The 26,032-nt window shown below is 61.6% G+C and carries 22 protein-coding genes (1 of these 22 cut by a window edge); 14 read left to right on the top strand and 8 right to left on the bottom strand.

What is annotated here, in order from left to right:
* The first annotated feature begins 33 nt into the window (after positions 1-33).
* The gene (locus BSZ35_RS10930; protein ID WP_105012464.1) at positions 34-2,394 is read left to right on the top strand and encodes a UvrD-helicase domain-containing protein; all 2,361 of its coding nucleotides are present in this window, start codon (positions 34-36) and stop codon (positions 2,392-2,394) included.
* A gap of 169 nt (positions 2,395-2,563) precedes the next feature.
* On the opposite strand, the gene BSZ35_RS10925 is transcribed toward BSZ35_RS10930, so the two are convergent.
* The gene (locus tag BSZ35_RS10925; protein ID WP_105012463.1) at positions 2,564-3,505 is read right to left on the bottom strand and encodes a fasciclin domain-containing protein; all 942 of its coding nucleotides are present in this window, start codon (positions 3,503-3,505) and stop codon (positions 2,564-2,566) included.
* A gap of 295 nt (positions 3,506-3,800) precedes the next feature.
* On the opposite strand from BSZ35_RS10925, the gene BSZ35_RS10920 reads away from it, so the two are divergent.
* The 9 genes from BSZ35_RS10920 to BSZ35_RS10880 all read left to right on the top strand — a co-directional run bounded on the left by BSZ35_RS10920 (position 3,801) and on the right by BSZ35_RS10880 (position 14,757).
* Complete coding sequence (locus BSZ35_RS10920) at positions 3,801-4,439, top strand: TetR/AcrR family transcriptional regulator (RefSeq protein WP_258096191.1); 639 nt, start codon at positions 3,801-3,803, stop codon at positions 4,437-4,439.
* A 70-nt stretch (positions 4,440-4,509) separates the two neighbouring features.
* The gene (locus BSZ35_RS10915) at positions 4,510-6,063 is read left to right on the top strand and encodes an efflux transporter outer membrane subunit (RefSeq protein ID WP_105012462.1); all 1,554 of its coding nucleotides are present in this window, start codon (positions 4,510-4,512) and stop codon (positions 6,061-6,063) included.
* Positions 6,064-6,174: 111 nt separating this feature from the next.
* Positions 6,175-7,422 carry an efflux RND transporter periplasmic adaptor subunit gene (locus tag BSZ35_RS10910; RefSeq protein ID WP_105012461.1) on the top strand — a complete coding sequence of 416 codons (1,248 nt, stop codon included), beginning with the start codon at positions 6,175-6,177 and terminating at the stop codon, positions 7,420-7,422.
* Between the two features lie 85 nt (positions 7,423-7,507).
* Entirely contained in the window at positions 7,508-7,939 is a 432-nt protein-coding gene (locus BSZ35_RS10905) for a four helix bundle protein (protein ID WP_181149292.1), read from the top strand.
* Positions 7,940-8,002: 63 nt separating this feature from the next.
* The gene (locus tag BSZ35_RS10900; RefSeq protein ID WP_105012460.1) at positions 8,003-11,206 is read left to right on the top strand and encodes an efflux RND transporter permease subunit; all 3,204 of its coding nucleotides are present in this window, start codon (positions 8,003-8,005) and stop codon (positions 11,204-11,206) included.
* Between the two features lie 101 nt (positions 11,207-11,307).
* Complete coding sequence (locus tag BSZ35_RS10895) at positions 11,308-12,456, top strand: glycoside hydrolase family 130 protein (RefSeq protein WP_105012459.1); 1,149 nt, start codon at positions 11,308-11,310, stop codon at positions 12,454-12,456.
* Between the two features lie 175 nt (positions 12,457-12,631).
* Positions 12,632-13,030 carry a hypothetical protein gene (locus tag BSZ35_RS10890; protein WP_105012458.1) on the top strand — a complete coding sequence of 133 codons (399 nt, stop codon included), beginning with the start codon at positions 12,632-12,634 and terminating at the stop codon, positions 13,028-13,030.
* 174 nt (positions 13,031-13,204) lie between these two features.
* Positions 13,205-14,095, top strand: coding sequence for a haloalkane dehalogenase (locus BSZ35_RS10885; protein ID WP_105012457.1), 891 nt, complete (start codon positions 13,205-13,207; stop codon positions 14,093-14,095).
* 155 nt (positions 14,096-14,250) lie between these two features.
* Positions 14,251-14,757 (top strand): hypothetical protein, encoded by a 507-nt coding sequence (locus BSZ35_RS10880; RefSeq protein ID WP_105012456.1) that lies wholly within the window; start codon positions 14,251-14,253, stop codon positions 14,755-14,757.
* 19 nt (positions 14,758-14,776) lie between these two features.
* Here BSZ35_RS10880 and BSZ35_RS10875 read toward each other — a convergent pair whose 3' ends face one another.
* Together BSZ35_RS10875 and BSZ35_RS10870 are read right to left on the bottom strand one after the other, a co-directional pair.
* Positions 14,777-15,703, bottom strand: a complete 927-nt coding sequence (locus tag BSZ35_RS10875; RefSeq protein ID WP_105012455.1) for a hypothetical protein — start codon at positions 15,701-15,703, stop codon at positions 14,777-14,779.
* 107 nt (positions 15,704-15,810) lie between these two features.
* The gene (locus BSZ35_RS10870) at positions 15,811-16,284 is read right to left on the bottom strand and encodes a DinB family protein (RefSeq protein WP_181149291.1); all 474 of its coding nucleotides are present in this window, start codon (positions 16,282-16,284) and stop codon (positions 15,811-15,813) included.
* Positions 16,285-16,439: 155 nt separating this feature from the next.
* Between BSZ35_RS10870 and BSZ35_RS10865 the strand changes: the two genes are divergently transcribed.
* Complete coding sequence (locus BSZ35_RS10865) at positions 16,440-17,645, top strand: citrate synthase family protein (RefSeq protein WP_105012453.1); 1,206 nt, start codon at positions 16,440-16,442, stop codon at positions 17,643-17,645.
* Between the two features lie 32 nt (positions 17,646-17,677).
* On the opposite strand, the gene BSZ35_RS10860 is transcribed toward BSZ35_RS10865, so the two are convergent.
* The 3 genes from BSZ35_RS10860 to BSZ35_RS10845 form a co-directional block, all read right to left on the bottom strand.
* Positions 17,678-18,511, bottom strand: a complete 834-nt coding sequence (locus BSZ35_RS10860; RefSeq protein WP_105012452.1) for an aldo/keto reductase — start codon at positions 18,509-18,511, stop codon at positions 17,678-17,680.
* A gap of 643 nt (positions 18,512-19,154) precedes the next feature.
* A complete protein-coding gene (locus BSZ35_RS10850) occupies positions 19,155-19,418 on the bottom strand; it encodes a hypothetical protein (RefSeq protein ID WP_105012450.1) in 264 nt (87 codons plus the stop codon).
* Positions 19,419-19,539: 121 nt separating this feature from the next.
* Entirely contained in the window at positions 19,540-20,028 is a 489-nt protein-coding gene (locus BSZ35_RS10845) for a peptidylprolyl isomerase (protein WP_105012449.1), read from the bottom strand.
* Between the two features lie 329 nt (positions 20,029-20,357).
* Here BSZ35_RS10845 and BSZ35_RS10840 point away from each other — a divergent pair, with 329 nt between their 5' ends.
* The 3 genes from BSZ35_RS10840 to BSZ35_RS10830 all read left to right on the top strand — a co-directional run bounded on the left by BSZ35_RS10840 (position 20,358) and on the right by BSZ35_RS10830 (position 23,488).
* Positions 20,358-21,140: an SDR family oxidoreductase gene (locus BSZ35_RS10840; protein ID WP_105012448.1), complete on the top strand. Its 783-nt coding sequence runs from the start codon at positions 20,358-20,360 to the stop codon at positions 21,138-21,140.
* Between the two features lie 196 nt (positions 21,141-21,336).
* Positions 21,337-22,023 (top strand): hypothetical protein, encoded by a 687-nt coding sequence (locus BSZ35_RS10835; RefSeq protein ID WP_105012447.1) that lies wholly within the window; start codon positions 21,337-21,339, stop codon positions 22,021-22,023.
* A gap of 106 nt (positions 22,024-22,129) precedes the next feature.
* On the top strand, positions 22,130-23,488 hold the full coding sequence (locus BSZ35_RS10830; RefSeq protein WP_105012446.1) for a sulfatase-like hydrolase/transferase: 1,359 nt from the start codon (positions 22,130-22,132) through the stop codon (positions 23,486-23,488).
* Positions 23,489-23,515: 27 nt separating this feature from the next.
* On the opposite strand, the gene BSZ35_RS10825 is transcribed toward BSZ35_RS10830, so the two are convergent.
* Together BSZ35_RS10825 and BSZ35_RS10820 are read right to left on the bottom strand one after the other, a co-directional pair.
* Positions 23,516-24,376 (bottom strand): NmrA family NAD(P)-binding protein, encoded by an 861-nt coding sequence (locus BSZ35_RS10825; protein WP_105012445.1) that lies wholly within the window; start codon positions 24,374-24,376, stop codon positions 23,516-23,518.
* Between the two features lie 306 nt (positions 24,377-24,682).
* Positions 24,683-26,032, bottom strand: the 3' portion of a protein-coding gene (locus tag BSZ35_RS10820; RefSeq protein WP_105012444.1) for an AarF/UbiB family protein. 480 nt of this gene lie beyond the right edge of the window; only the last 1,350 of its 1,830 coding nucleotides appear in the window; its start codon lies off the right edge, out of view; it ends in the stop codon at positions 24,683-24,685.

Raw genomic sequence — 26,032 nt, 5'->3', positions numbered from 1 at the left:
GTGTTTCCGTTTCTCTGAACTACCGTCTCCCGCATGCGCCGCATTCACCTCACTCGCGACGAGCCCACGACCGTCGATCCCGACCCAGAGGCCGAACAACGGATCCTCGACGGCCTCAATGAGAAGCAGCGCGAGGCCGTGACGACCACCGAAGGCCCCGTCATGATTATCGCGGGGCCGGGCTCCGGCAAGACGCGCGCGCTCACCCACCGCATGGCCTATCTCCTAGCCACCGGTCGGGCCCAGCCGCGCGACATTCTGGCGCTCACGTTTACGAACAAGGCCGCCTCCGAGATGAAGGAGCGCGTAGAAGACCTTGTGGGCGACGACGCCCGCGGCATGTGGGTGGGCACCTTTCACTCGTCGTTCGCTCGCCTGCTGCGGATGGAGGGCGACAAGATCGGCTACTCGCAGGACTTCTCCATCTACGACACCTCCGACTCGAAACGCATCATCAAGCAGCAGATGCAGTCCCGGCAGCTGTCGGGTGTCAACCGGGACGTGGTGAAGCCGCGGGCCGTACAGCGCATGATTTCGAGTGCCAAAAACCAGATGATCGGGCCGGAAGAATACAAGAGTCTGGCGCGGGGCGATCAGCAGGAGGCGGCGGCGAAGATCTATCCGGCCTACGAGCGCGCCCTGCAACAGGCCAACGCGCTCGACTTCGACGACCTGCTCTTGAAGCCAATCGAGCTCTTCAACGAGCACGAGGACGTGCTGGAAAAGTACCAGCGGCGCTGGCAGTACGTCCACATTGACGAGTACCAGGACACGAACCAGGCCCAGTACGTTCTCGCCCGCAAGCTGGCCGACCGCCACCAAAATCTCTGTGTGGTGGGTGACGACGCGCAGAGCATCTACGCCTTCCGCGGGGCCGACATCACCAACATCCTTTCGTTCGACCAGGACTACCCGGAGGCCACCACGATCCGGCTGGAGCGCAACTACCGCTCCACCAAAAACATTCTGCGGCTGGCCGACTCGATCATCGACCAGAACGACGACCAGATCGAGAAGAGCCTGTGGACGGACAATGCGGAGGGCGAGTACGTGGCGCTCATGGAGGCGCTCAGCGAGAAGGACGAGGCGCAGAAGATTGAGCGACGGATCCGCGACCTGCATCTGCGCGAAGGCATGGAGCATGGCGATTTTGCGGTTCTCTACCGCACCAATGCCCAGAGCCGGGCCATTGAGGAGGCGCTGCGCAAGGAGAATGTGCCCTACCGCGTGATCGGCGGCACCTCCTTCTACGAGCGGAAGGAGATCAAGGACGTGCTGGCGTACCTCAAGCTGCTGGTGAATCCGAACGACTCCGCCAGCCTGCAGCGCGTCATCAACTACCCCACGCGCGGCATCGGCGACAAGACGCAGGAACGGCTCCAGCGCTACGCGCAGCAACACAATCTCTCGCTCTGGCAGGCCATCGAACGGGCCGAGAGCATCGAGACGCTGGGCACGCGGGCCGTGAACGCGGTCGACAAGTTTCGCCACCTCATCGCCCGCTACGCCTCAAAGGCCGAAAGCACGCCCGCCGACGAGCTGGCGCGCGACCTCATCCAGGATGCCGGCGTCCTCAGCGACCTGCGGAAGGAGCACACGCAGGAGAATCTACGCCGCTGGGAAAACGTGCAGGAGCTCATCAGTGCGCTGGCCGAGTACGTGGCGAATACGGACGACGCCACCATCAGCACGTTCCTGCAAGAGGTGGCCCTCATGACCGACCAGGACGAAGCGGAGGACGAGGGGGACAAGGTGACGCTCATGACACTGCACGCCGCGAAGGGAACGGAATATCCTGTCGTCTTCATCGCAGGACTGGAGGAAGGGCTCTTTCCACTGGAGCAGGCGACGCAGGAAAAAAGCGAACTCGAAGAGGAACGGCGGCTCTTCTACGTCGGTGTGACGCGGGCCGAGAAGCGCCTCTACCTCAGCTGGGCGCGCAGCCGGTACCGCTACGGCGAGCAGACCTCCAATACGCGCAGCCGCTTTCTGGAGGAAGTGGATAGCGACGTGGTGCGCACCGAAGCCGGTGGCGAACTGGAGCAGGAGTCCGACCGCTTCACGTCCGGCGGCGGGTCCACCGAAAGCTACGACGAGATGGACCCGCACTACTACCGGCAAAACCTGAGCGGCAACGGAAAAAACAAGGGCTCGTCGGACGGGCTCCGCCGCATCGAATCGACCGACGGCGGCAGCGGGCGGCGCGTCGTCTACGACGAGGGTCAGGGTGAGATCGTGCCGGGGGCCCGGGTGGAGCACTCAAAATTTGGGGACGGCAAGGTGCAATCCGTGGAGGGCGAGGGCGAGAAGGCCACCGCGGTTGTCTACTTCGGCTCGGACATCGGCAACAAGAAGCTGAAGCTGAAATTCGCCAAGCTGCGGGTCATTCGGTAGGGGGAACGTCCGCAGTACGAAGCGCCGAGACCCGAAAACGCCGCCCTTCACCGCAATCCTCCCCGCGACGCCAAACGCCGGACGCCGCTCCTGGAACGGAGCGGGCCCGGCGCTGAAGGACGCAGGGCAATGGTGAGCTGGCGAGATGCTATGCCCCGTGCCGACCCCACTACTGGCTCGGTGGGTGGAGAACGGCATCGATGCCATGGAGGACTCCATTCTCTACCTCGATGTCCGGGCTCGTCACCGCGGCGTCGTTCACCGTGACGGTGTCGTCACTCCGCTTCAGGGTCACGTTCGAGCCTTCCAGCGTCGGATACTCGGTGGCGGAGGGGGGCACGTCGGAGGCAAAGTAGACCGCCTGCAGTGCGTGGTACCGCACTGTCGATCCGGCGTCGTTCGGCCATTCGTCGTCGTCGAGCGTCCCGTTGTCGTTTTCGTCGAAGGCCTCCAGGAGAGCCTGATCGGTCGGCGCAAAGACGGTGCGGTCCTCCTCGCGAAGGGCACTTGCAAGCTCCCCCTCTCCCACCAGGTCGGAAAAGAGGCCAAACTGCGGCGCCAGCCGGACGCGGTCCACCGCGTCGGCAGTTTTGAGAAGAACCTCGTCGATGAGGTGTACCACGCCGTTCGTCCCTTCAATGTCGGCCGTGATCACGGCGTCCCCGTTCACCTGCACGGCCCCGTCGTCGACGTACAAGGTGAGGCTGTCGCCCTCCATGGTGACCACCGTTTTCCCGTCCTCAATCCGATCGGCGGTAAGGGCGCGCCCGGGCACGACGTGGGCCGTCAGTACCTCGCTGAGCAGGTCGTCGTTTTCGGTCAACTCCTCCTTGTCGATGTTGTCGAACGCACTGTCGACTGGGGCGAATACCGTGAGGGTAGTATCCTCATTGCTCAGTGAATCAGCGAGATCGGACTGTTCAAGGGCACCAGCGAGCGTACTCGTATTGGCCTGAGAGAGAGACACGATGCCCGCAACGGTGCGCTCCTCGGCGGGAACGCCGCCGTTGTTGTCACACCCCACGACGACCAGGCCGAGGGCCAACACGCCGATGCCGAGCAGCGACCATCGGCGGAGCAACGAAGCAAACAGGGGGATGTCGAACGTCATAGGAAGGTCGAAATTGATGTCGGAATACAAACACGAAGCGCAGAATCCCTGCGCGCACTCTCGTCCGTGGTACACGACAGGTCCGGGGCGATGCCCATTTCTACTCTGTGAGGAACGGGTTAAGGGCCGCTTTCGTCGAGGACGCGACGGGGACCGTCACCGCATCAGGATTCCCAGATGACCGGTGCCCTTCACCCATTCTTACCCATCTGTTTTAACCAAATGGTTGAACCAGGCGGTTGTCATCTCGTTGGCCTGGGTGTCTGCTTTTGAGATTGAGATGGACTGTTGCCTCATGCCCGACGCTGCCGACCCGCTCGCCGACTACTCCGACACTGAGCGGGCCATTTTCGACGCCGCCCTGCAGGTCTTCGCCCGCGAGGGCAAACGTGGGGCCCGGATGCAGGAAATTGCGGATGCTGCCGGCATCAACAAGGCCATGCTCCACTACTACTTTCGCGACAAAGAGACACTGTACGAGGAGGTGTTCGGCTTTACGATGCAGCGCTTCATGGCGTCGTTTGGCGAATCGCTGGAGGAGGCGCCTACCTTCGAAGAGACGCTCCGCGCCTTCATCGACGGCTACGTGGACTTTGTGCGTGCGAATGAGAACGCCATGCGGCTCATGGTGAATGAAAACCTCACAGGCGGGTCGCTTCTTGGAACGCATCTGCGCGAAGCAATGAAGGCCGGGGACGCTCCGCCAAAGTTTCTCGTGGAAACCATTGCCTCGGCGGCTCAGGCCGGAGAGATTCGGTCGGTGGACCCCACTCATACGGTCATCTCCGTTATCTCTATGTGTCTGTTCTTTTTCGTCTCCCAACCGACGGTGAAGATCGTACATCCCCCGGCAGAGAATAACTGGGACGCCTTCGTGGAAAACCGAAAAGATCACCTGTTCGACCTCGTCTACCACGGCCTTGCGCCGAGCTAACGACCCGGACCCAATCCGTAATGTACAGCCGACCCGCCCGGTCGGCTCTTCTTGTTTTCCGACCTCTCCCATGCACCGTTCTGCTTTCTTCTTCCTACTCAGCGTGCTTCTGTTGTCGGGCGGACTCCTGCTCCCGGGGTGCTCGCTCACCCCGTCGATGCCCGCTCCGGAAGCCGAACGGGAGTTGCCCGCCACGTTTGCCCCGGCCGATACGGTCCTCCCTGCCGCAACCGCCGACACGGCCCGCTACGACGCCCAGCGCTGGTGGACTGCCTTCGGCGACACCACGCTCACGACGCTCGTGGACACGGCCCTCGCCGCCAATTTTGACCTCGCAGCCGCCCAGGCCCGCGTGGAGGAATTGGCGGCGCAGTTTCGGATTGCACGTGCGCCCCTCTTCCCAAGCGCGAATGCCAACGGGCAGTTGAATTATCAGAACCAGCCGGCCAACACAGGCATCGGGGGGGCGATCGGGAGCGGTGGAGGGGACGGAGGCAACGGCGAAAATGGTGGCGGTGCGCCCGGCGGTGGACAGCAACAGTCGTTCCCGGATCGCTTCGAGTTCTCCACCTACCAGGCCACCCTTGGCCTCTCCTACGAGCTCGACTTCTGGGGGCGCGTGCGGAGCCAGCGCAAGGCGGCACTCAGCCAGTATTTTGCGACGGCGGCCGACTTGCAGACGGCCCGCATCTCCGTCATCAGCCAAACAATCTCCACCTACTTCCAGGTCGCCGCGCTGCAGCGACAGGTGGCGCTGGGCCAAAAGGCGGTGGACCTGCTGCAGCAACGCCTTGAAATTACGAAGGATCGATACGCGCGGGGCCTCACGCCGTCGTTTCAACTGTATACCGTCCGGCAGAGCCTGGAAGCCGCGCAGTCGGAGCAGCCGCAGCTGGAGAGCCAGCTGTACGACGCCGAGAGTCGGCTTGCCACGCTCCTCGGACGGTTCGCGGGCGAAGAGCAGGCCCTCCTCCCCGACTCGATTGATGCCTCGCTCGACCTGTCGCCGATTCCCGCCGGCCTGCCGTCCGACCTGCTGATGCAGCGGCCCGACGTGCGGGCAAGTGCCCTCCGATTGGAGGCCGCCCGCCAGCAGATTGGGGTGGCACGGGCCGAGATGCTGCCGAGCCTGTCCCTCACCGCCACCGGCGGCACACAGAGCAGCGACCTCGCAAGCCTGATTAACATCGACCAGCGGTTTGCAAACTTTGCCGCGCAGCTAACCGCCCCGCTTTTCCAGGGCGGACGCCTCCGCGCCAATCTGGATGCCGCCGAGGCCCGCTACGAGCAGCAGGCCGCCGCCTACCAGAACACGGTCCTCACCGCGTTTCGGGAGGTCAAGGCGTCGCTCGTGGCCTACGACAAGCAGCGGCAGCGCGTCCGCTTCCTGCAAGAGCAGGTGGCTTCGGCGCGCGCCTCGTTCCAGACCCAACGCGACCGCTACGAGAGCGGCATCGGCGACGTGCTCTCGCTCCTGGATGCGGAGCGAGGCCTCGTGCAGGCCCAAACGCGCCTCGCCGCCGCACGATTGGCGGCCGTGAATGCCCGGCTGGCCCTCCACCGTGCCCTAGGCGGCACGTGGACCGATACCGACTCGGTCGAGGACCCGCGCCTGTTCCAGTAGGTGCAGCGTGCGTCTCCACGTATGGCTGACCGCCGGTCCGCCCATACGGATTAGCGGGACACGGGAAGTGGAGACCGTCGTCCGTTCGTTTTTTCGCAACCGACTTGCGTCATGGACTTCAGCAACTACAAGTGGTACCTCATCGGAGGCGGACTCCTCGTGGGGGCCGTCGCTATCGTCGTCTTGCTTCGGCTTTTGGCGCCCCAGCCGCCGAAGGAGGAGCCCCCGCCGCAGTCGCCCCTCGTGTCGACCGTGCCGGTAGACGTGCGCTCCGGGAGCCTGCTCGTGCGGGGCACCGGCACCGTCCGCCCCGTTCGTGAAATTCAGCTCACGACACAGGTGGCCGGGCGGCTCGTCGACGTGTCGGAAGCGCTCGTGAGCGGGGGACGCTTTGAAGCCGGCGAAGTACTGGCCCAAGTCGATCCCACCGACTACCGGAACGCCGTGCAGCAAGCCGAGGCGCAGGTCACGCAGGCAAAGGTACAGCTCCTGCAGGCCCGTGAGCAGGCAGGCGCCGCCCGTCGCGACTACGAGCGCATTCGGGAGCGGACGGGGCAGGCGCCGGAGCCGGACAGCACGGAGCTCGGGCGACTGGTCTTCAACGAGCCGCAGGTGGCCCAGGCCGAGGCCAACCTCGAAAGTGCACGAGCGGCCCTCGACAACGCCGAGACGCGCCTGGCCCGCACGACGCTGGAGGTGCCCTTCAACGGCATGGTGCGCACCAAGCAGGCCGATCTCGGGGCCTACCTTGCCCCCGGCACGCCCGTCGCCACCGTCTACGGCACGGAGGTGGTGGAAATTGTCGTCTCCCTCCCGTCCAGCAAAGCGGCCCTGATCCAAAATCTCTGGTCGACCGCCGCCCGGCGCACGTCCGTGGACCTGCCCGCCACGGTGTCACACACCTACGGTGGCACTTCCTTCTCGTGGGACGGATTCGTTCACCGCGTCGAAGGCGCCATCAGTGAGCAGACGCGAACGGTGGATGTGGTGGTGCGGGTCGAAAATCCGTACCGGTTGGAGGACAACGGGACGGTCGCGTCGCACATGCCGGACGAGTCGTATGGGACGGCGCCTCCGCCGCTGGCCGTGGGCACGTACGCGACGGTCGACATACAAGGACGGCAATCGGGAACGTACCACGTGGTCCCACGCCGGGCCGTTCACACGCGTGCGCCAGACCAGCCCCCGACCGTCTGGACTGCCGTGGGCGACTCGATGCTCGTGGAGCAACCGGTCGAGCTCATTCAAACTGTTGAAAACCAAACGTTTCTGGCCCCAACACTCGATCCGAATAGCCGCATCATCACGACCGACCTGCGCGTCCACTCCGACAGTATGAGAGTTCGGGTTGAGCGTTAGTGGGTTGGGGGTTAAGGGTTGGTGGGAGTTAAAAGTTGTGTGTGTTGAGCGTTCTTTCGACGACGAAAATCGTACCTGAGAGACGATGGCCACGATTACGCGATTTGAGGAACTGGACGCCTGGAAGACGGGACGAGAACTTTGCAATCTCGTGTATGGTCTATCTGACGACGACCCGTTTGCCAGCGACTTCGGTCTTCGCGATCAGATTCGGCGGGCCGCCGTGTCGGTGATGAGTAACATTGCGGAAGGCTTCAACAGCCGCACCCAAAAGGTTTTCCTTGATCTGCTCGGTCGCGCACGAGGATCCGCCGCGGAGGTGCAATCCCAGTTGTATCTCGCCAAAGATCGGGAGTACATCAGCGAGGAGGAGTTCAACAAGACGTACAATCTCGGCGATACAGCATCCCGGCAGATCCACGGACTCATCCGCTACCTGAAGTCCCGCCCCAATGCATCAAGAGTGCAAGAGGGACGGGTGCGCTATGAAATCGACTGGGACCAATCCAACCCTTAACCCTCCAACTCTGAACCCTCCGACCCTCCACCTTCCAACCTTCAACCCGCCAACGTTCTACAGATGAACAAAGTAATCGACTGGTTCGCCCGAAATGGGGTAGCGGCCAACCTCTTGATGCTGCTGATTCTGCTGGGCGGCATTGGCGCGGCCACCACTACGGTACAGGAGGTCTTCCCCGAGTTTAGCCTCGACGCCGTCCAGGTCCGCGTCACGTACCCCGGCGGCTCCCCCGAAGAGGTCGAGCAGTCCATCGTCCGCCGCATCGAGGACCGGATCGAAGGCGTGGAGGGCATCGACCGCATCCTGGGCACCGCGGGCGAGAACGTGGGCCTCGTAACCGCCGAGTTGAAGCGCGGCACCGATCTTTCGCGGGCCCGCACCGACATCAAATCGGAAGTCGACCGCATCACGGCGTTCCCCGTACAGGCCGAGGAGCCGATCGTCACCGAGGTCACCAACCGCCAGCAGGCCCTCCAGATTGCCCTCTACGGCGACGCCAGCGAGCGCGTCTTGAAGGAGCTGGCCCAGCGCGTCAAGGACGATCTCACGCAGGACCCGCAGATCTCCTTCATCCAGCTGAGCGGCGTGCGGGACTACGAGATTTCGGTGGAAATGTCGCGTGAGGCACTCCGCAGCTACGGTCTCACCCTGGGCCGCGTGGCCCAGCTCGTGCGCGAGGGCAGCCTCGACCTCCCCGGCGGCAACATCGAGACGGCCGAGGAGGAGATCACCATCCGCACCGAGGGGCAGAACTACACGAAGACCGACTTTGAGGACCTCGTCTTGCTCTCCCGTCCCGACGGCACCACCCTCCGACTCGGTGACGTGGCGACGGTGCAGGACGGGTTCGCCACCAACTCGGACCTCATCACCCGCTTCAACGGCCGCCCCGCCGCCATTCTCAACGTCTTCCGCACGGGCGACGAGCAGGTCCTCCAGGTGGAAGAGACGGTGAAAACCTATCTCGATGAGGACTTAGCCTCGTCCCTGCCAGCGGGGATCGAAGCGGCCATCTGGCAGAATCAGGCGGAGAATCTGCGCAGCCGGCTCAATCTGCTGATCGAAAACGGGATCCTGGGGCTGCTGCTTGTCATCGTCGCCCTCACGCTCTTCCTCGCTCCCCGCCTCGCGTTTTGGACGTCCGTGGGCATCTTCCTATCGTTCATCGGGACGTTCATCGTGATGCAGTTTCTGGACGTGTCGATCAATCTCCTCTCCCTCTTCGGCTTCATCCTCTCCATCGGCATCGTGGTGGACGACGCGATCGTGGTGGGGGAAAATGTCTTCACGGAGCAGGAGAACGGGGGCAATCCACTAGACGCGGCCATTCGGGGGACGCAGCGCGTGGGGATTCCGGTGATTTTTGCCGTACTCACCACCGTCGCCGCCTTCATGCCCCTCCTCTTCATCGGCGGCACGATCGGCAAATTCCTGGGCGACATCCCGACGATCGTAATTATCGTGCTGCTGCTCTCGCTGGTGGAGGTGCTCTTCATTCTGCCGTACCACCTCTCCGAGAGTCCGAAACGCGATGACGAGGCCTCCGCTCTTCTCGTGCGCGGCCTCAACCGGGTGCGGCGGCGCGTGGCAGCGGGGCTCTGGACGTTCGTCCGCGGCCCGCTCACCGACGCCCTCAACTTTGCCACCCGACGCTACGGCGTCACGATCTGTGGCGGCCTGGCGCTGCTGCTCATCTCGTTCAGCTTCGTCGCGAACGGCTACATCGGCTTCTCCTTCTTTCCCAGTGTGCAGGGCAAGCTGGTGACCGCCCAGCTGGAAATGCCGGCTGGGACCACGCCGGAGCGCACCGAAAATATCACGGCTCGGCTCCAAGAAACGGGCTATGACGCCATTGAGGAGCTGGAGACACAGGCAGGACAGAATCTCGTACAGAACGTGTACGTGACCGTCGGCCAGCAGCCGCGCGCCACGAGCGGCCCCGATGCTGCCGGCTTTACGCCCACGCAGTCGAACGTGGCGGAGGTGAGCTTCGAGATGATCGATCCGGAGGAACGGGCCGTCACGTCCGTGCAGTTTGAAGAGCGGTGGCGGGAGAAGACGGGCCAGATTCCGAGTGCTCGCTCCCTCGCCTTCACCGCGAGCGTCGTGTCGGTGGGCGAGCCCGTATCTGTCGAGATTTCGGCTCCATCCGAAGAGCGGCTGGACCGGGCTGTGACGGCCGTGCGGGATTCGCTGGAGCGCTTCGGGGGCGTGTTCGACATTCAGTCCGACCGCGACCAGGGCAAGCGCGAGATCGAGCTCAACCTGAAGCCTGCCGCTCGTACGCTCGGGCTTACGTTGAACGACCTCGCCCAGCAGGTGCGCGCCGGATTCTTCGGCGTCGAATCGTACCGTCTGCAGCGCGGGCAGAACGAGGTGCGCGTCTACGCCCGCCTCCCCGACGACGAACGCAACGCCATCGCCGACCTGGACGAGTACCGGATCCGTACCCCGTCCGGGGCCGACGTGCCCCTGGAGGAAGTGGCCACGGCGGCGGTCAGCTACGGCCCCACTCAAATCAACCGCCAGGACGGCCGCCGCGTCATCACCGTCACCGCCGACGTCAACTCGGCGGTGACGACCGGCAGTGCCGTTACCGCCAACCTCAACAGCAGCGTGCTGCCCTCCATCCAGCGCGATATTCCGGGCATGACCTACCAGTTCGGCGGACAGCAGCGGCAGCAGCGCAAGGCCCAGAGTTCGCTCGTCATCGGCTTCCTGCTGGCCCTGTTCGCCATCTACGCCCTGCTGGCCATTCCCTTCCGCTCGTACTTGCAGCCGCTCGTCATCATGAGCACCATTCCGTTCGCGTGGATCGGTGCGCTGATCGGACACCTCGCGCTCGACATCTCGCTGGGCCTGCTCAGTGTCTTCGGGATCGTTGGACTCAGTGGGGTCATTGTGAACGACGCCCTCGTGATGCTCGACTTTGCGAATGAGCAGCGCGCAAAGGGACGCAGCTGGGCCGACGCCCTCGTGCGGGCCGGACAGATGCGCTTCCGCCCCATCCTGCTCACCTCGCTCACTACGTTCCTCGGCCTCTTTCCCATCATCATCGAGCAGAGCGTCCAGGCCCAGTTCCTCATCCCGATGGCCGTGAGCCTCGGCGCCGGCATCCTGTTCGGCACCGCCGTGCTCATGCTCATGGTGCCGTCGCTCGCCATGCTCCAGCGCGACGCCACGGCCTGGGTACAAACCACTCTCCTCGGCTACGATGAGCCCTCGATCCACCTCGGGCCGTATGCCTCTCAAGAGACCGAATAACTCCATCCGAGCCCCTTCGCTGCCCGACTGCATGAAACGCCGACGAAGCCGTTCGAGTAGACCTAAACGGTTTCGCTGTCCGGTCCCTACACCTCATGCCAATGGAGCGCTGTCTCTTTTTTCTTCTCACGAGCCTGCTTGCGAGCGGGGCTCTTTTCGGGGGCGTCTCTTCCGTTCACGGCCAGTCCTCACCCGTGACCGTCGACTCTACGTCGACGCCCTCCGAGTGGATGATCGGGCCGTTTCAGCGCCCAGAGGGTGTGAACCCGCTCTTTACTCCCGACTCCACCTCCACGTTTTATGGTCCGATTCGAAAGCGGACCGTTCGGTGGGAGGCCATGGCGACATTCAATCCGGCCGCCGCCGTTCGAGGAGATTCCGTCGTGGTGCTCTACCGGGCCGAAGACAAAACAGGGACAATGAAAATTGGAGGTCATACGTCCCGGCTCGGAATGGCAACGAGCAGCGACGGCCTCCACTTTTCGCGTCGCCCGACTCCCGTGTTTTATCCGAAGCTGGACGAGCAGAAGCAGCATGAGTGGCCCGGTGGGGTCGAGGATCCTCGTCTCGTTGAGAACGAGGATGGAACCTATGTGCTTACGTACACACAGTGGGACCGGGACCAGCCCCAACTGGCCGTCGCCACCTCTCCGGACCTCGTCCACTGGACAAAGCATGGGCCAATTTTCCCCTCCCTCGACCGTGAGACGAAATCGGGAGCAATCCTCAGTCGTGTCGAGGGTAACCGCCTGGTCGCAACGAAGGTCAACGGCACTTACTGGATGTACTGGGGCGTGCCCAACGTGTACGCCGCCCGGTCAGAAAACCTCATAGACTGGACGCCCCTCCGAGACTCGACGGGAGCCCTGAAGCCAGTGTTGACGCCCCGAGACGGTCACTTCGATTCGTGGCTGGTGGAGGCCGGACCGCCTGCGATCCTGACGGATCAAGGAATTGTCGTACTGTACAACGCAGGCAATGACGGCGAGACTGGAGATCCAAACCTACCGGATCGCACGTACTCGGGGGGACAGGCGCTGTACGACGCCGAGAATCCAACGGCGTTGATCGACCGCACGCCGCAGCCCTTTATCAAGCCCGAACGGGCCTTCGAGCGAACCGGGCAGTACGAGCGGGGCACGACCTTTCTGGAGGGACTTGTGTTTTTCCAGGACCGCTGGTTCCTCTACTATGGAGCCGCCGACTCGCGGGTAGGGGTTGCCACCACTCCTCCAACCTCTGCGCCGTAGCCCGGACGCACACGGTCCGGCGACGAGGGCATGAGACGACTGCTCCCTTTTGTCTCCAGCCTTCTCTTCGAACGTCAGCGTCGATCCGCCGGGTCAGTGCTTTGACTGAACGGGCATTGTCCAGAGCCGTTGAGCAGGCGTCCGACGTTTTTCCATCAATCCTTTTGTCTCTTCCATGCCGCATGAGAATTCCGACGAGGCCATCGAGACCGTAGCCGACGGCCTTCGCTTACAGGTCGGCGATCTGCCCGGCGATTATGCTCCGGTCTTGCTAAAAGCCAAGCCGGCTGCCTATGTCGTGGGCTTCACCGCGGGCGTAAGCCGTGCCCTCGACATCCCCGTAGGCAATCATACGATTCGCACCCTCGAACGGGGCACCCGACAGGGCCTTCCGCGGGAGGGGGACCTGGGCCAGCGTCTGGCCGACATTGCAACCGGCATCATTCTCGACGGCTCGGTGACGAGTGAAGCCCCCCTCAACGAGATGCGCGAGAAGGGAGAAGCAGAAGGGCGTGCCTTCGTTGAAGATCGAACGCCTCCCTCTCTCTTGAAAGACCTGATTTTTGAGGAGTAAGGGGTGTGGATGTTTGTGAGTAGGGGGGGTCGAATTGCTCAGAGTGATTTGTAAACGTCCACAATGGTTGCCTGTCGCGAACCCGCTATTGTCGTTTCAAGACAGCCGGACGTGTAATCCTCCCGCGTTTCTCCCCCACAATGCCCTACTCACGCACTCACCCCCTAACCGCCGATGCCTTACCGTACCCCCGCTGAGCGCTTCGAGGGTCTACCCGACTTTCCGTACACGCCGAACTACGTGACGGTGGAGGACGACCTGCGGATGCACTACGTGGACGAGGGCGACGGCCCCCCGATTCTCTGCCTCCACGGCGCTCCTACCTGGGCGTACCTCTACCGTCACATGATTCCGCCTCTGAGTGAATCCCACCGGGTCGTGGTGCCAGATTTCATCGGGTTCGGGCGCTCGGATAAATTGACGGCGGTGGAGGACTACTCCTTTGAGCTCCACTATAACACCCTTCGAGCGTTCATCGCGTCACTCGACCTCACCGACATTACGCTCGTGGTGCAGGACTGGGGAGGACTTTTGGGCCTTGCCTACGCCGCCCGGCACCCAGAGCGGATCGCGCGGTTGGTCATCCTGAACACCTTCTTGCCGACGGGAGAGGAGGAAAAAAGTCCAGCCTTCCTCCAATGGCGTCGATTCGTCGAGCGTGTACCAGACCTCCCCATCGGGCGAGTCGTGAAACAGGGGCTCGCCGATCCCTCCTCCCTCTCCGACGCGGAGGAGGCCGCCTATGAAGCCCCATTTCCTACTCCCGAATCGAAGGCGGGAGCTGTTGCCTGGCCGCTCCTAGTGCCCATGACGCCGGACGCCCCCGGAGCGGACATCATGCGCAGCACGCGGGCACGATTGGCAGAATGGTCCAAACCCGCCTTCGTGCTTTTTGCGCCCAACGATCCCATTTTGGGTGAGGCCCACTCGTTTTTCCGAACGCTCATTCCGACTGCCTCGAATCAGCCCAACATCCTGCTCGACGACGCCGAGCACTTCCTCCAAGAAGAACGGGGATCATCGATTGCCCAACACGTGCTCGCATTCATCAGCCGAGCCCCCTGATTTATGATTCAAGTATGACTGTATCGGGGGCGTTTACATCACAGTAACACGCCCCAGAAATCGTCAACATCTCGGTACAAACCATCAGGGCATCCGCCGATTTATCCGTACGCAGTGATTCAGTTCTGACCCTTTCGTAGTCCCCTACGTCCCGGATGCGCGTTCCTGTTACCGACGCTTTTGACGATTCCGACCAGCTAGAGTCGCTTGAGGTAAAACTAACGCCAGATCAAATCGAGTGGCTGGAGCAGATGGCTGCAAAGCGAAATTTATCGCTGGACCACATGCTCCGCACTCTCCTCACCGCCAAGATGCGCGAGGCGGAGGAACCATCTCCTCCCTCTCCCGAATCGGGAGACAGCATTCCGCACTCGCCCGATGAAGCCCCTACCCCATCGGAGGCCGATTCGGAGACGAATGCGAAGGAAGACGACGATTCCCCGAGCATTGTGGAGAGCCTGCGCTCCGCCAGCGAACGCCTGCAGGACCTGACCGAGGAGGAAGAGGACGCGAAGGAATCTGACCTGCACGACACGCTCGCTCGCCTTCGGACCCACGTTGACAATGCCTCCGACTCGGAAGACGAGTCCACTGAAGACAGTCCGGGGACCGTCTTAGTGGACGACCCAGGCCGCTCGATGTTTGATATGGTAGAGGAGTAATTGACATCTCCTCTTCCCCTTATTTCATCCGCTCGGCAGGACGCACCACCTCCACTGCGCTCGCCGGAAGATCCGGAATCCAGCATCCTCGTCCTTGAGCGCAGGTAAAGTCGGCCGGTCCCTTCCAGTCCGAAAGCGCTATGGTCGTTACCGAGCCGGTACCTCCGTCTTCCACCCGATGGAGGGCCCGGGTCGGGCTTGCGTCTGCCGCAACGCCCCAGTCCGAAATCAAAATTGTATCGTTCGGGCGCAGAACGATGCCGTCTAATCGTCCTCCTTCCAGCAGAGTACGGCTGGTGCTCCCCTCTACCGCCCCACTCTCGTCCAGCGTAAGGGTCCACAACTGCCCCCCCTGCTCCCCACCAAAATTCACGGCGTAGAGCACGCCATCGGCAGACGAGTATGCAAGCCCGTTCACCCCAGGAATCTCCACATCGAGTGCCGTCGCGGTGCCCGCCTCCAGATCCACCCGGTAGATCGTGCCCTGATTGGAGGCAGAAACAAGAAGCGTCTGGCGCTCCATGACGGCAATGTCGTTCAGGAACGAAACCCCCTTGTCGGCAAGACCAATGTCGGCGATTTGTGTCCGATTCTCGAGGCTAAAGCCCACCACCCGATCGATATCGGCGGTGTAGAGGCGTCCGTCCATCACGACCGTGCCCTTCGGGGCGTGGAGGGTCGCCTCGTCCGACGCCGGAAGAAACTGGGCCGTCTCGACGGAGCCGTCCGCGGAGAGACGCGCGATTGAGCCGTCGCCGTCCTTCGCAGTGGGAGCGAGTTTCGCGCCAATGTTCGAGGCATAGAAGGTATCTCCGTCCGGCCCCTTTGCCACACTTTCGGGATGTTCTAGGCCCTCGATGATGTGCCCGTCTGGCGGCGTGTCCTGCGCCTGTACCGAGACGGGAAGAATCAGAAGAGCCATCAACAGGACGAAGCAGCGAGACATTTGCATGAGCCTGAATTGGATTCGGAGACAGAAATTCGGGGATGGATGCAAACCCGGGCGTGATCAGGGGCCGTGTGCCAAACTCCACAGCCCGCGCCCATTCCTGCTCATTCCTCACGCACGAAGAAGATATAATCCGTGGCCGGGGGAGCAATGTCGGCGTTCCGGAGCACGAGCGCAATTTGGGCCCGGTGGTGCGTGCCGTGATTTACGATATGGGTGAGGATATCCCGGAGAAAGGTTTGGTAAGGGGTACCTTTGGAGTTCGTGTACGCAATCATCTGGTCGAGATCCTCCGTCGCTCGTCCGTCCAGCACCGCTTCCCATCGGCGGGTGCTCCCCTCCAAACGCTCGGCACAGGCCGCGAGGGACTCCGTCTTCCAAAAGTCGAGAGTCGCAGCCTCGGTGTCCTGCACGCGGCCGTACCAGTGATCTTGAGTCCGGAGCACATGACTGAACAGCTCCAATGCACGCTCCGGCGTGGTTTCGGCCGCCTGCATTGTGTCGAGCAGCCGGCGGTTGGCCCACCGATTGTACCGAAAGAGCGTCGCAAAATCATCGACGGTGCGAGACGTAGACATCGTGAACGAGGGCATCTGGTTCAGCATGACTGTGGCCCCAAGATTGACCTCGGTGCTGATGTTGTCAATCTTGATTCTTGAATCAATGTGTTTAAGAATTGCCGAACCGGACAGTGACGGTTCCGCTCATCTTTCATCCTTCCACGCATCCGCCAATGCCCCGCTACCTTACCGCCGAGGAGGCGGCCGACGAATTAGACATTGCCAAAAACACGCTGTACGCCTATGTGAGCCGAGGACTGCTCCGCTCCGAGCCCGCCGACGAAGGCCATCGCGCCCGCCGCTATCGAGCTGATGACGTGCAACGGCTTAAGCGCCGGACCCAGCAGCGGACTGACCCAGAAGCCGCCGCCCGCACAGCGCTCGACTGGGGCTTGCCGGTGGCAGAGTCGGCCCTCACGCTCATCAAAGACGGGCTCTTCTACTACCGTGGGCATGACGCGTGCCATCTGGCCAAGACGCACTCGCTCGAAGACGTTGCCTCTCTGCTGTGGGACACCGACGACCGTATTGACATCAACTCGACCTCCCTGCCAGCTTACGAACGTCCATCGTCGGATCCTGAATCGACGCTAGGACAGATGCAGGCGCTCCTCCCCCAAATGGAAGACACGGATGATCACGCCTATGATCGATCAAAGGCGGGCATCGTACGCACAGGATCACGCCTGATGGACCTGCTGACCACCCTCGTCGAATCGAACCACGGGACCGAGCGTCCCGGCCCCGTCGCCGAGCGGCTGGGAATAGCGTGGAAGGTTAAGGAAACGGCATTGCCGCTCCTCAACGCTGCCCTCGTCTTGAGTGCCGACCACGGATTGAACGTCACCGCCTTCGCGGTCCGCTGCGTGGCGTCATCGGGCACCACGCCCTACGGCGCCGTGAGTGCGGGCCTCTCCACCGTGCGTGGCCGACGCCATACCGGCAATACGGCCCGCATCGCTGCACTCCTGCAGGAAGCGGGTTCACCCGAACAGTTTCGCGCAACGGTCCGGGCGCGACTGCGGCGAGGCGACACGGTGCCCGGCTTCGGCCATCGCCTCTACCCCGACGGCGATCCGCGCGCTCAGATGATCCTCGAAATGCTGCAGGCGACGCGGCCCATGTCCACAGGCACGGCGTTTGCCGAGGCGGCGCAGACCGTCGGGCCCGACCTGCTCGACCGACCACCGGCCTTCGACTTTGCCCTGGTGGCGCTGGAGCGCACACTCGACCTCCCTTCCGGGGCCGCCCTCACGCTCTTTGCTTTGGGCCGCATGGTGGGCTGGACGGGCCACATGATCGAGCAGTACGAGGAGGGACAGGTGATTCGTCCCCGAGCTCAGTACGTGGGACCGCCCCCCAAGACAGGCGCGGCGTAACGAGAACGGGGGCTTCTCGCCCCGCCTCTTGCTCAGGCCGGCACGCCGTATACCTCGTCGTCCAGGTCGATCATGTAGACGTTCTCCTGACGGTCGAGCTGGTCTATCCGCTCCATGTCTTCGGTATCGAGCGACCAGTCGAAGAGGTCAAGATTGGCACGGATGTGATCAGGGTTCGTGGACTTGGGGAGCACCACGACATCCTTCTCCACAGCCCACCGCAAGGCCACCTGAGCGGGCATGACATCGTGACTGTCGGCAATTTCTCTGATGACCGGATCTTCGAGCACTGTGGTTCGGGCGAGCGGAGCAGCCGCCTCCACTACGATGTCGTGCTCCTGACAGTAGTCAAGCAGGTCTTGCCGGACGTACCAGGGGTGAAATTCAATTTGATTGGCCACGATGGGAACGTTCGCAATCCGCCGGGCGAATTGAAGCTGGTACCTGCTAAAGTTGCTGACCCCCACGTTTCGAATGAGGCCCTGTTCGTGGGCGCGTTCGAGGGCACGCAGCGTATTACGGATTGAGATTGCCGGATTCGGCCAGTGGATGAGGTAGAGGTCCAGGTACTCCGTGCCGAGGCGTTCCAGCGATCGTGCAAGCGCATCGAGCAGTGACTCGTAGTGCAGATGGGAGGGCAGCACCTTGGACGTGAGGAAGAGGTCGTCGCGCTCATATTCCGCAATCACCTCGCCAATGGCCTCCTCGTTCTGGTATCCCTCGGCCGTATCGACGTGAGTGTACCCGTTGTCGAGGGCTGTTGGGAGAACATCGTGCACATCGGCCTCAGACAGGTCCCAGGTGCCAAAACCAACAATTGGGAGAGTGTCGCCGGCGGCAAGCGTCCGGCTCGGAATGGAAGACATAAAAGAGGAGAGATTTTCGATAGAGAACGAGACGGTCCACGTACGGCAACACCGAAACGTGGATTCTCGCTCCCCCAAACATTGCCTATATCACATCGAAGCGACGGGCCGTCTAGTAGTGACTCTGCTAGTCGTCGTACGTCAAGGGCAAAGTGGTGACGCCTGTACTCGAAGCAGCGTGTACAAATTCCCGATCGTCGAGATACACACCTACGTGCTTCTGTTAGTCGCCCCCTTGCTGGACGCCAGCTGGAGTCGCGGAGCTGTGGCCGTTGCTGCCGCAAAAATGTGGTGGGGATCCCTCGCCCGGTTGTCTGCAAACCATGAGGGGATGTCGGTCCCCCATGGCCAGAGGAGCCCTTCTAAGCTACACGATGCGACGAGAGAGGCCGCGCCCAAAACGACGAGGCCGGCGTAAAGGACATGGAGTCAGCGCTGATCGGGAGAGGAGAGGCCATGGAGCACACGTCCGGACCGAAAGAGAGAAAGCCGAGCCCCTTTCCCTCCGGATGGCGGAGTGTATCTCCTATACGTCTTCTCCCGAAAATCCCACGAGAAGAGGACAAAAAGCGTGCAGGACTCTCGGCTTTGACCGTTTTGCGACTGGGCGGTCTGCCCTTCAGCACTAGTGCCCCCGCTTAAACTACAAGAGTAGCATTATGGCCCCAAAGAGTGTCCCCAGCCCGATGACGATGAGCCCAATGGCACGCAGGCGGGTGGCAAGCTGCGCAAGGCGCGGATTCGCCCCCTCTTCGCCAGCCACGTACATGCTCCCCCCCACGAAGCCTGCCCCAACCACCACGATCGTGGCCGTAGTGCCTATGATCCAGCCCTGCTGAAAGAACCGAATGAGGGCCATCACAATGGTCAACAGTACCAGGACAATGAGGGCGTTTCGGGCATTCATAGCATTGAACACGTTCGATGGGGAGAGGGACACCTATCGGTACGTCTGGAATCGTGCGTGTATATGCATTACGCACCTCGCCCTTCCGTCCTACACGGCCCCCTTTGTCCAGTATCGTTCCCTACCGCTTCTCTACCGTCACGCTCTCGATCATATCGCCCTCCTCAATATCGTCGACTACGTCCTGTCCATCGACAACGTCGCCAAACACAGTGTGCTTGCCATCAAGGTGCGACTGCGGGGCGCGAGTGATAAAGAACTGACTGCCATTCGTGTTGGGGCCGGCGTTGGCCATTGAGAGAACGCCGGTTTCATGAGTCAACGGATTGCCTTCGATCTCATCATCGAACTGGTAGCCCGGGCCGCCGCGTCCCGTGCCGGTGGGATCGCCGCCTTGTACCATGAAGCCCTCAATAACCCGGTGAAACCCAATTTGATCGTAGAACCCCTCGTCAGCGAGGAACGCAAAGTTATTGACCGTCCGGGGGGCGTGTTCAGGATAGAGTTCGGCTTCGATGGTGCCTTTGCTCGTTTCGATTGTCGCCTCGTACACAGCGTCGGTATCGATTTGCATCTCGGGAGGCGCATCCCACTGCGGATGATCGGCCATAATCGGAAGGCATTCAGTACAAAAGACAAGAATAAACCGCGCCTGTCCGACGAAAGGACGGAAGTGGTGTTTCGTTGCGGTCGTAGGGAGATGGCAACTCCTCCTTCGCCGCCCAATCTCCATGTCGGATCCAATCCTACACACATGCCCTCGTTGGGGATCTCCTGTCCCCCTCCTCGGTACGGAATGATCGTCGTGCTGCCTTGGCTTTTTTTCCCGTCGTGCCCGATTTCATTGTCTCCCGAAAGGCCGTTTCTGCCGATCTTCCTCCAAGCGGACGACGAATCCGCCGGTTGCCCCTGTAAACTTGCCCCTGCCCTTCTTTCGTCATGGCTGTTTCCCCCGAAACCGTATTGATTACCGGGGCGTCTTCCGGCATCGGACGTGAGCTTGCCCGCTGCTTCGCTCGTGCCGGTAGCGACTGCATCCTACTGGCCCGCACCGAGGAGGCGCTGCGGGAGCTGGCCGAAACGCTCGAATCAGATTACGGCATTACCGCGCATGTACTTCCCGCCGACTTGAGCACTCCCGGCATCGGGTCCACTATCATCCAAAACCTCAACGACCGCGACCTTTCAGTCGACGTGCTCGTCAACAACGCAGGCTTTGGGGTGCGCGGCCGCTTCTCGGATCTTGATCCACAGCGGCAGGTGGACATGATCCAGGTCAACGTGACCGCCCTTACGGACCTTACTCGCCGGTTGCTGCCGGCCATGGAAGAGCGCAATCGCGGCGGCGTGCTGAATGTGGCATCCACTGCAGCCTTTCAGCCGGGCCCGTTCATGAGCGTCTACTACGCAACGAAAGCGTACGTGCTCTCCTTCAGCGAAGGCCTGGCCGACGAACTCGACGCTTCCAACGTGACCGTGTCGTGTCTGGCCCCTGGCCCCACCCGCACTACCTTTGTCGAGAAGGCCAACATGAACGAAACCCACTTATTCCAATGGGGGGTTCCCATGACGCCGGAGACCGTGGCGCAGGCCGGATATGAAGGCTTTCGGGCGGAACGCACACTTACGGTCCCCGGGTGGCCCAACAAGATCGGCGCCGCCATGGTGCGATTTACGCCTCGATCCATTGCCCGAGGCATCGCTGGGTGGCTCAACCGATAGCCCCCCCATCCCCTATCCTTTCAGAGGGCTCCACGCGCCCGCACAAGCAGAACGAACTCTGCACCAAAATAAATCATTATACGTAAAGGGTTTTGAGGCACGGGATTATCGTCCCTTGCTCGCACGCGTTCGCTACAGTCCAGGCTCCCTCGCCAGCCTCAGCCTCGACCACTTCCGGGTTTGATCGATCTGCCCCATGTCCATCCCCGACAAAGAAACCGTTGCGCTCGATCAGGAGGAGCTCGAGATTCTCGACGCGATCCGACGGGTCGCGCCGAAGCACCACATCAAACCGAAGCTTGCCCAAACCTACGGGGTATGGACGGTGTGCTTTCAGCGATACTGCAAGGACCAGGGGATCCCCTGGCTCTGGATGAGCAGTGTATCGGACTTTATGGACTTTCTCGACGCCCATCCGAACGTGTCGCCTCCAGAGCGGAACCGGGCCCTCGACGGCATCATGTTCTACATTACCGATGTCCACAAGACCCGTACGGAGGAGGAAGAAGACGAACCAGAAGCGTCGGTCCCCCGCTCTACCCAGAGCCTCTTTGCGAAAATGCTTCTCCGCTGCGACGTGGAGCTGACCGAGGCCCTGCGCATCCGCCGTGAAGATGTGCGACTGGACGAGGCCGCCCTGACCCTCCCCGGCGACAACCAGCGCGATTCCCGTACCGTCACCCTTCCGAATCCACTCCGCGACGGCCTGAAAGAGCACGTTGCACGTGTAGAGGACCGTACGACCTCCACCAATCCGCTTCTGTTCGCTCGCCGCCGCGCCGAGGACCATTCCGATGAGGAGGAAATCGAGCAGTCTACCGCTCTCGCCACACGCGTGATGCAGACGTTTGGGGAGACCTCTGAAGACGGAGATTCGGACTGACCTCGTGGGGGCTTTGAGTGGGGTGATGCCCTGGTCTCGTTTCTGATATCCTCGGGGCCGCGAATGAAGCAGCCACCATGAATTTCTTGACTGTCGCCCCCGTTTTATGACATTTCGCTCGGCCCTTGCCTTCATTGTCGCTGCTTTTCTCTTCCTTCCGGCGAACGCACAGCAACGATCCTCAGGCCCACCCAACATTGTCCTGATCATGGTCGATGATCTCGGCTATGGAGATCTCAGCAGCTACGGTGCGGACGCCCTGCAGACGCCCCACATTGATTCGCTCGTGGCCGCCGGTATGCGTTTCGACCGGTTCTATGCCAACTCACCGGTCTGCTCCCCGTCCCGCGCGTCCCTGCTCACCGGCCAATACCCGGATGTCGCCGGAGTGCCGGGCGTCATTCGGACGCACGCCCGCAACAGCTGGGGATACCTGAGCCCAAAGGAGGTGCTTCTGCCCCAATTGCTGGCCCGAACGGGATATCACACGGCCATGGTGGGCAAGTGGCATCTAGGCCTTGAGCCTCCCAATACCCCAACGGCTCGTGGCTTTGACTATTTTAAGGGCTTTCTGGGTGACATGATGGACGACTACTACACCCACCGTCGCCACGGTCACAATTACATGCGTCGGAATGATCGCGTGATTGACCCGAAGGGCCACGCAACGACGCTGTTCACCGACTGGTCGCGCGATTACATTCTCCAGCAAGATTCGTCCCGGGCCCCTTTCTTTCTGTATCTGGCCTACAACGCTCCCCACTCTCCCATCCAGCCACCGGCAGAGTGGCGGGCTCAGGTTGCAGAGCGTGAACCTCAGTTGAGTGATAAGCGGACGGGAATTGTTGCCCTCATCGAACACCTTGACCACGGAATCGGAAGGGTCGTCGAGGCCCTCCAGCAAACCGGCACCTACGAAAACACGATGATTGTATTCACCTCCGACAACGGAGGGGCGCTCTATCACGGCGCTAGCAACGGATCTCTTCGCGGGGGCAAGCAAGACATGTATGAAGGTGGGGTGCGAGTCCCCACGGCGATCACCTGGCCGGGGCACATAGAAGCGGGGACCCAGTCAGACTACCTCGGGATGACCATGGACCTTTACCCGACCCTGGCCGATGTTGCGGATGTACGCCTAAACCGCCACCTCGATGGTCGGTCGCTGCTTCCCGTGCTCCGCGGAACCACCACTTCCTCCGGTGAGGACCGAACCTTGTTCTGGGTACGCCGGGAGGGCGGCCCAGAGTACATGGGAAAGGCGGCCCACGCCGTCCGGCACGGTCCCTGGAAGTTGCTGCAGAACCGACCGGGTGAGCCCTTCCACCTGTACCACCTGGGCCGAGATCCCCGTGAGCAAACGGACCTAAAGAAAACCCACCCCGAACAATTTGAGTCCCTGGCCGAGTCGCTCCGTCGGCACATTCAGGAGGCAGGAAGAGTCCCCTGGCAGCCCCCGCGCTAATCCCCCATTCACCAGCGTAGGGAGGTCTCATGAGCGCCAGACGTCGGCATAGTCCTGGGCAAACTCCCGAAGGGATCGCGGTGGACGCCCCAATACCGTCTTCACATCGTCTGTGACGCGTGATGAGCGGCCCAGGCGCACCAGCGTGTGGAGGAGGCAAGAGAAGAGAATGAACCCGAGATCGAAGTTTGTATCACAGCGCATGTGCTGGACATATCGCCAAAGCCCCGGACGGTCATATTGAATCTTCCGATCCAGCACATCCGAAAGGATTCCGGCAACGGTATGGTAGGTAAGCGCCTCGGGCCCCGTGGGCTCATAGATACACTTGTCATGTTCTGCCCCTTCCGCTAGGACCATCGCGGCAAGTTCGCCGATGTCCCGCGTGTCAACCCAGTTGGCGCGCCCCTCTCCCGCAGGCACAATGATCTCGTCGTGCTTGCAAATCCCTGCTCGGTGCGTTCCGCTCAGATTCTGCATGTAGAGCCCAGGTCGCACGTGGGTCCAGGCGACCGGCTGTGATTCGACATGCTTCTCGATCCGGCGGTGTGGCAAAAATGGATTGGCACCGGCTCCCATCACGGAAAGCGTCACCACGTGCCCAACCCCTGCCGCGATGGCCGCATCCAGCGCCGGGTGAATCGTCGTCTCCACGTTTGAGAGATGCGGGGGACGTAGCACGAAGAGCCCTTGTGCGTCTCGGAACGCCGAGGGCCACGTCTGCCGATCGGTAAAGTCAAAATGGACCGTCTCAACGTCAGCCGTAAACGCAGATTCCCCACCGTGAATGGCAGCCCGAACAGAAATCCCCTGCTCCGCGAGTGCATCGACCAGTGGAGCCCCAACATTCCCGTTGGCGCCCGTCACGACAATGAGCCTATTCGGCATGATGGTGTGTTGGTACCGTTCCGTTCGCCCTCATTTCCTCATTCCTCGAATCCGACCTGATGGAGAAGAAACGCAGCGGGCGGCGTCGAGCGTTTCACAGCTCCCTCGCACTGAGCATGCTGGCATATCCGATGTCCCTTTTCCTCGCCATATTGAGAGCGGCGTCTCTCCTCTCCCCGTATTCTGCATATTCCTTGTCGCACTACCGACATGGCTCTGCTGCTCCTCTGGGATGTTTGAGAACACACATGCCACAGCCGTCCCGTTTCCTTCCAGTCCTGATTCGACCGGTTTTAGCAACTGCCTTTACCCAAAAAGCGCCAAGATTCCCCCAGTGCCGAACAGCAGGATCGAAAGCAATACCGGGCCTCCCTGTACCACAGAAATGACGCCGCCCACGATGCACGAGCCCGCGATAATGCTGCTGCGAAGTCCTGAAAACGGGTCACTCGAGGGCTGCTCCGTCAGCGATTCCTCCAAATACGACACCCCAGACGTAAGGAGCTGCGGCAACTTCAACGCAACGTCCACCAGCTCTGGCGCACTGGTCAGCATTTCCGATCCCAGCGCCCGCGGATCAAATCGATCCCGAAAGATGCGGCGTACGTGGCGCTGCGATACCGCCACCACGTCCAGGTCCGGATCGAGCGTACGCCCTACCCCCTCGAAGGTCACGAGTGCTTTGACCATAAGCGTCATTTCCACAGGAAAGAACACCCGATACTGCCCTCCCAGACTCAAAGAGCGAAGGATGACCTGCGCGAGACTAACCGACCCCTGCTTGCTCCGCATCAGAAAATGACGGGCCATGTCAGAGACGGCTCGACGAAATCCTTGTGGATCGCCCCCTTCCCCAACGCGGGCCATATTGAGAAGGTAACGGGCTGCATTCTCCACGTCTCCCCGAACCAAAGCGTAATAGTAGTACAGCATGCTGCGCTTCAACTCGGACCGGAACCGTCCCACCATTCCGAGATCGATGAATCCAATTTTGAGGTCCTCTGGTCGATCCCCTGGAATGATTTTGAGATTGCCGGCGTGCAAGTCGGCATGAAAGAAGCCGTCCTTGTAGAGCATCCGAATGATGGCCGAGGCCCCAAGGTCGACCACCTGCTGCCGCTCAGCCTCACTCAGTTGGAGGGCTGCCTCCGATCCCGGACGAATGCCGTCCAAGTATTCCATGGTGAGCACGTCTCCGGTACTCAGGGTCCGGTATACTTCCGGAAAAACGACGCCGGGCACGTCCTGAAAGTTGGTTGCAAAGATCTCAGCGTGATCCGCCTCGTAGTCGAAATCGATCTCCCGTTTGGTATATGCACTAAACTCCTCAATAATTTGCTTCGGCTGATACCGCGGGAGTATCCACTGCAGAAAGACGCCAAAAAACTCCAGGAGCTTCAGATCCGACGTGATGACGTCGCGAATGCCCGGCTTGATGACTTTGATCACGACGTCATCCCCATCTTGCGTTTTGGCTCGGTGGACCTGAGCAATTGACGCGGACCCAAGCGGGTCTGAATCGATGCGTTCGTAGATGGCATCGGGTGGTTTTCCGAGATCCCGCTCAATAATCGCTTTGACCTGCTTGAACGGAATCGCCTGAAGTTGATCCATCAGGCTGTCAAGCTCCCGTGTGATCGGCTCCGGAAGGAGGTC

This window comes from Salinibacter sp. 10B (assembly GCF_002954405.1).
Taxonomy (GTDB): domain Bacteria; phylum Bacteroidota; class Rhodothermia; order Rhodothermales; family Salinibacteraceae; genus Salinibacter.
This window is presented reverse-complemented; position numbering and strand designations above follow the sequence as displayed.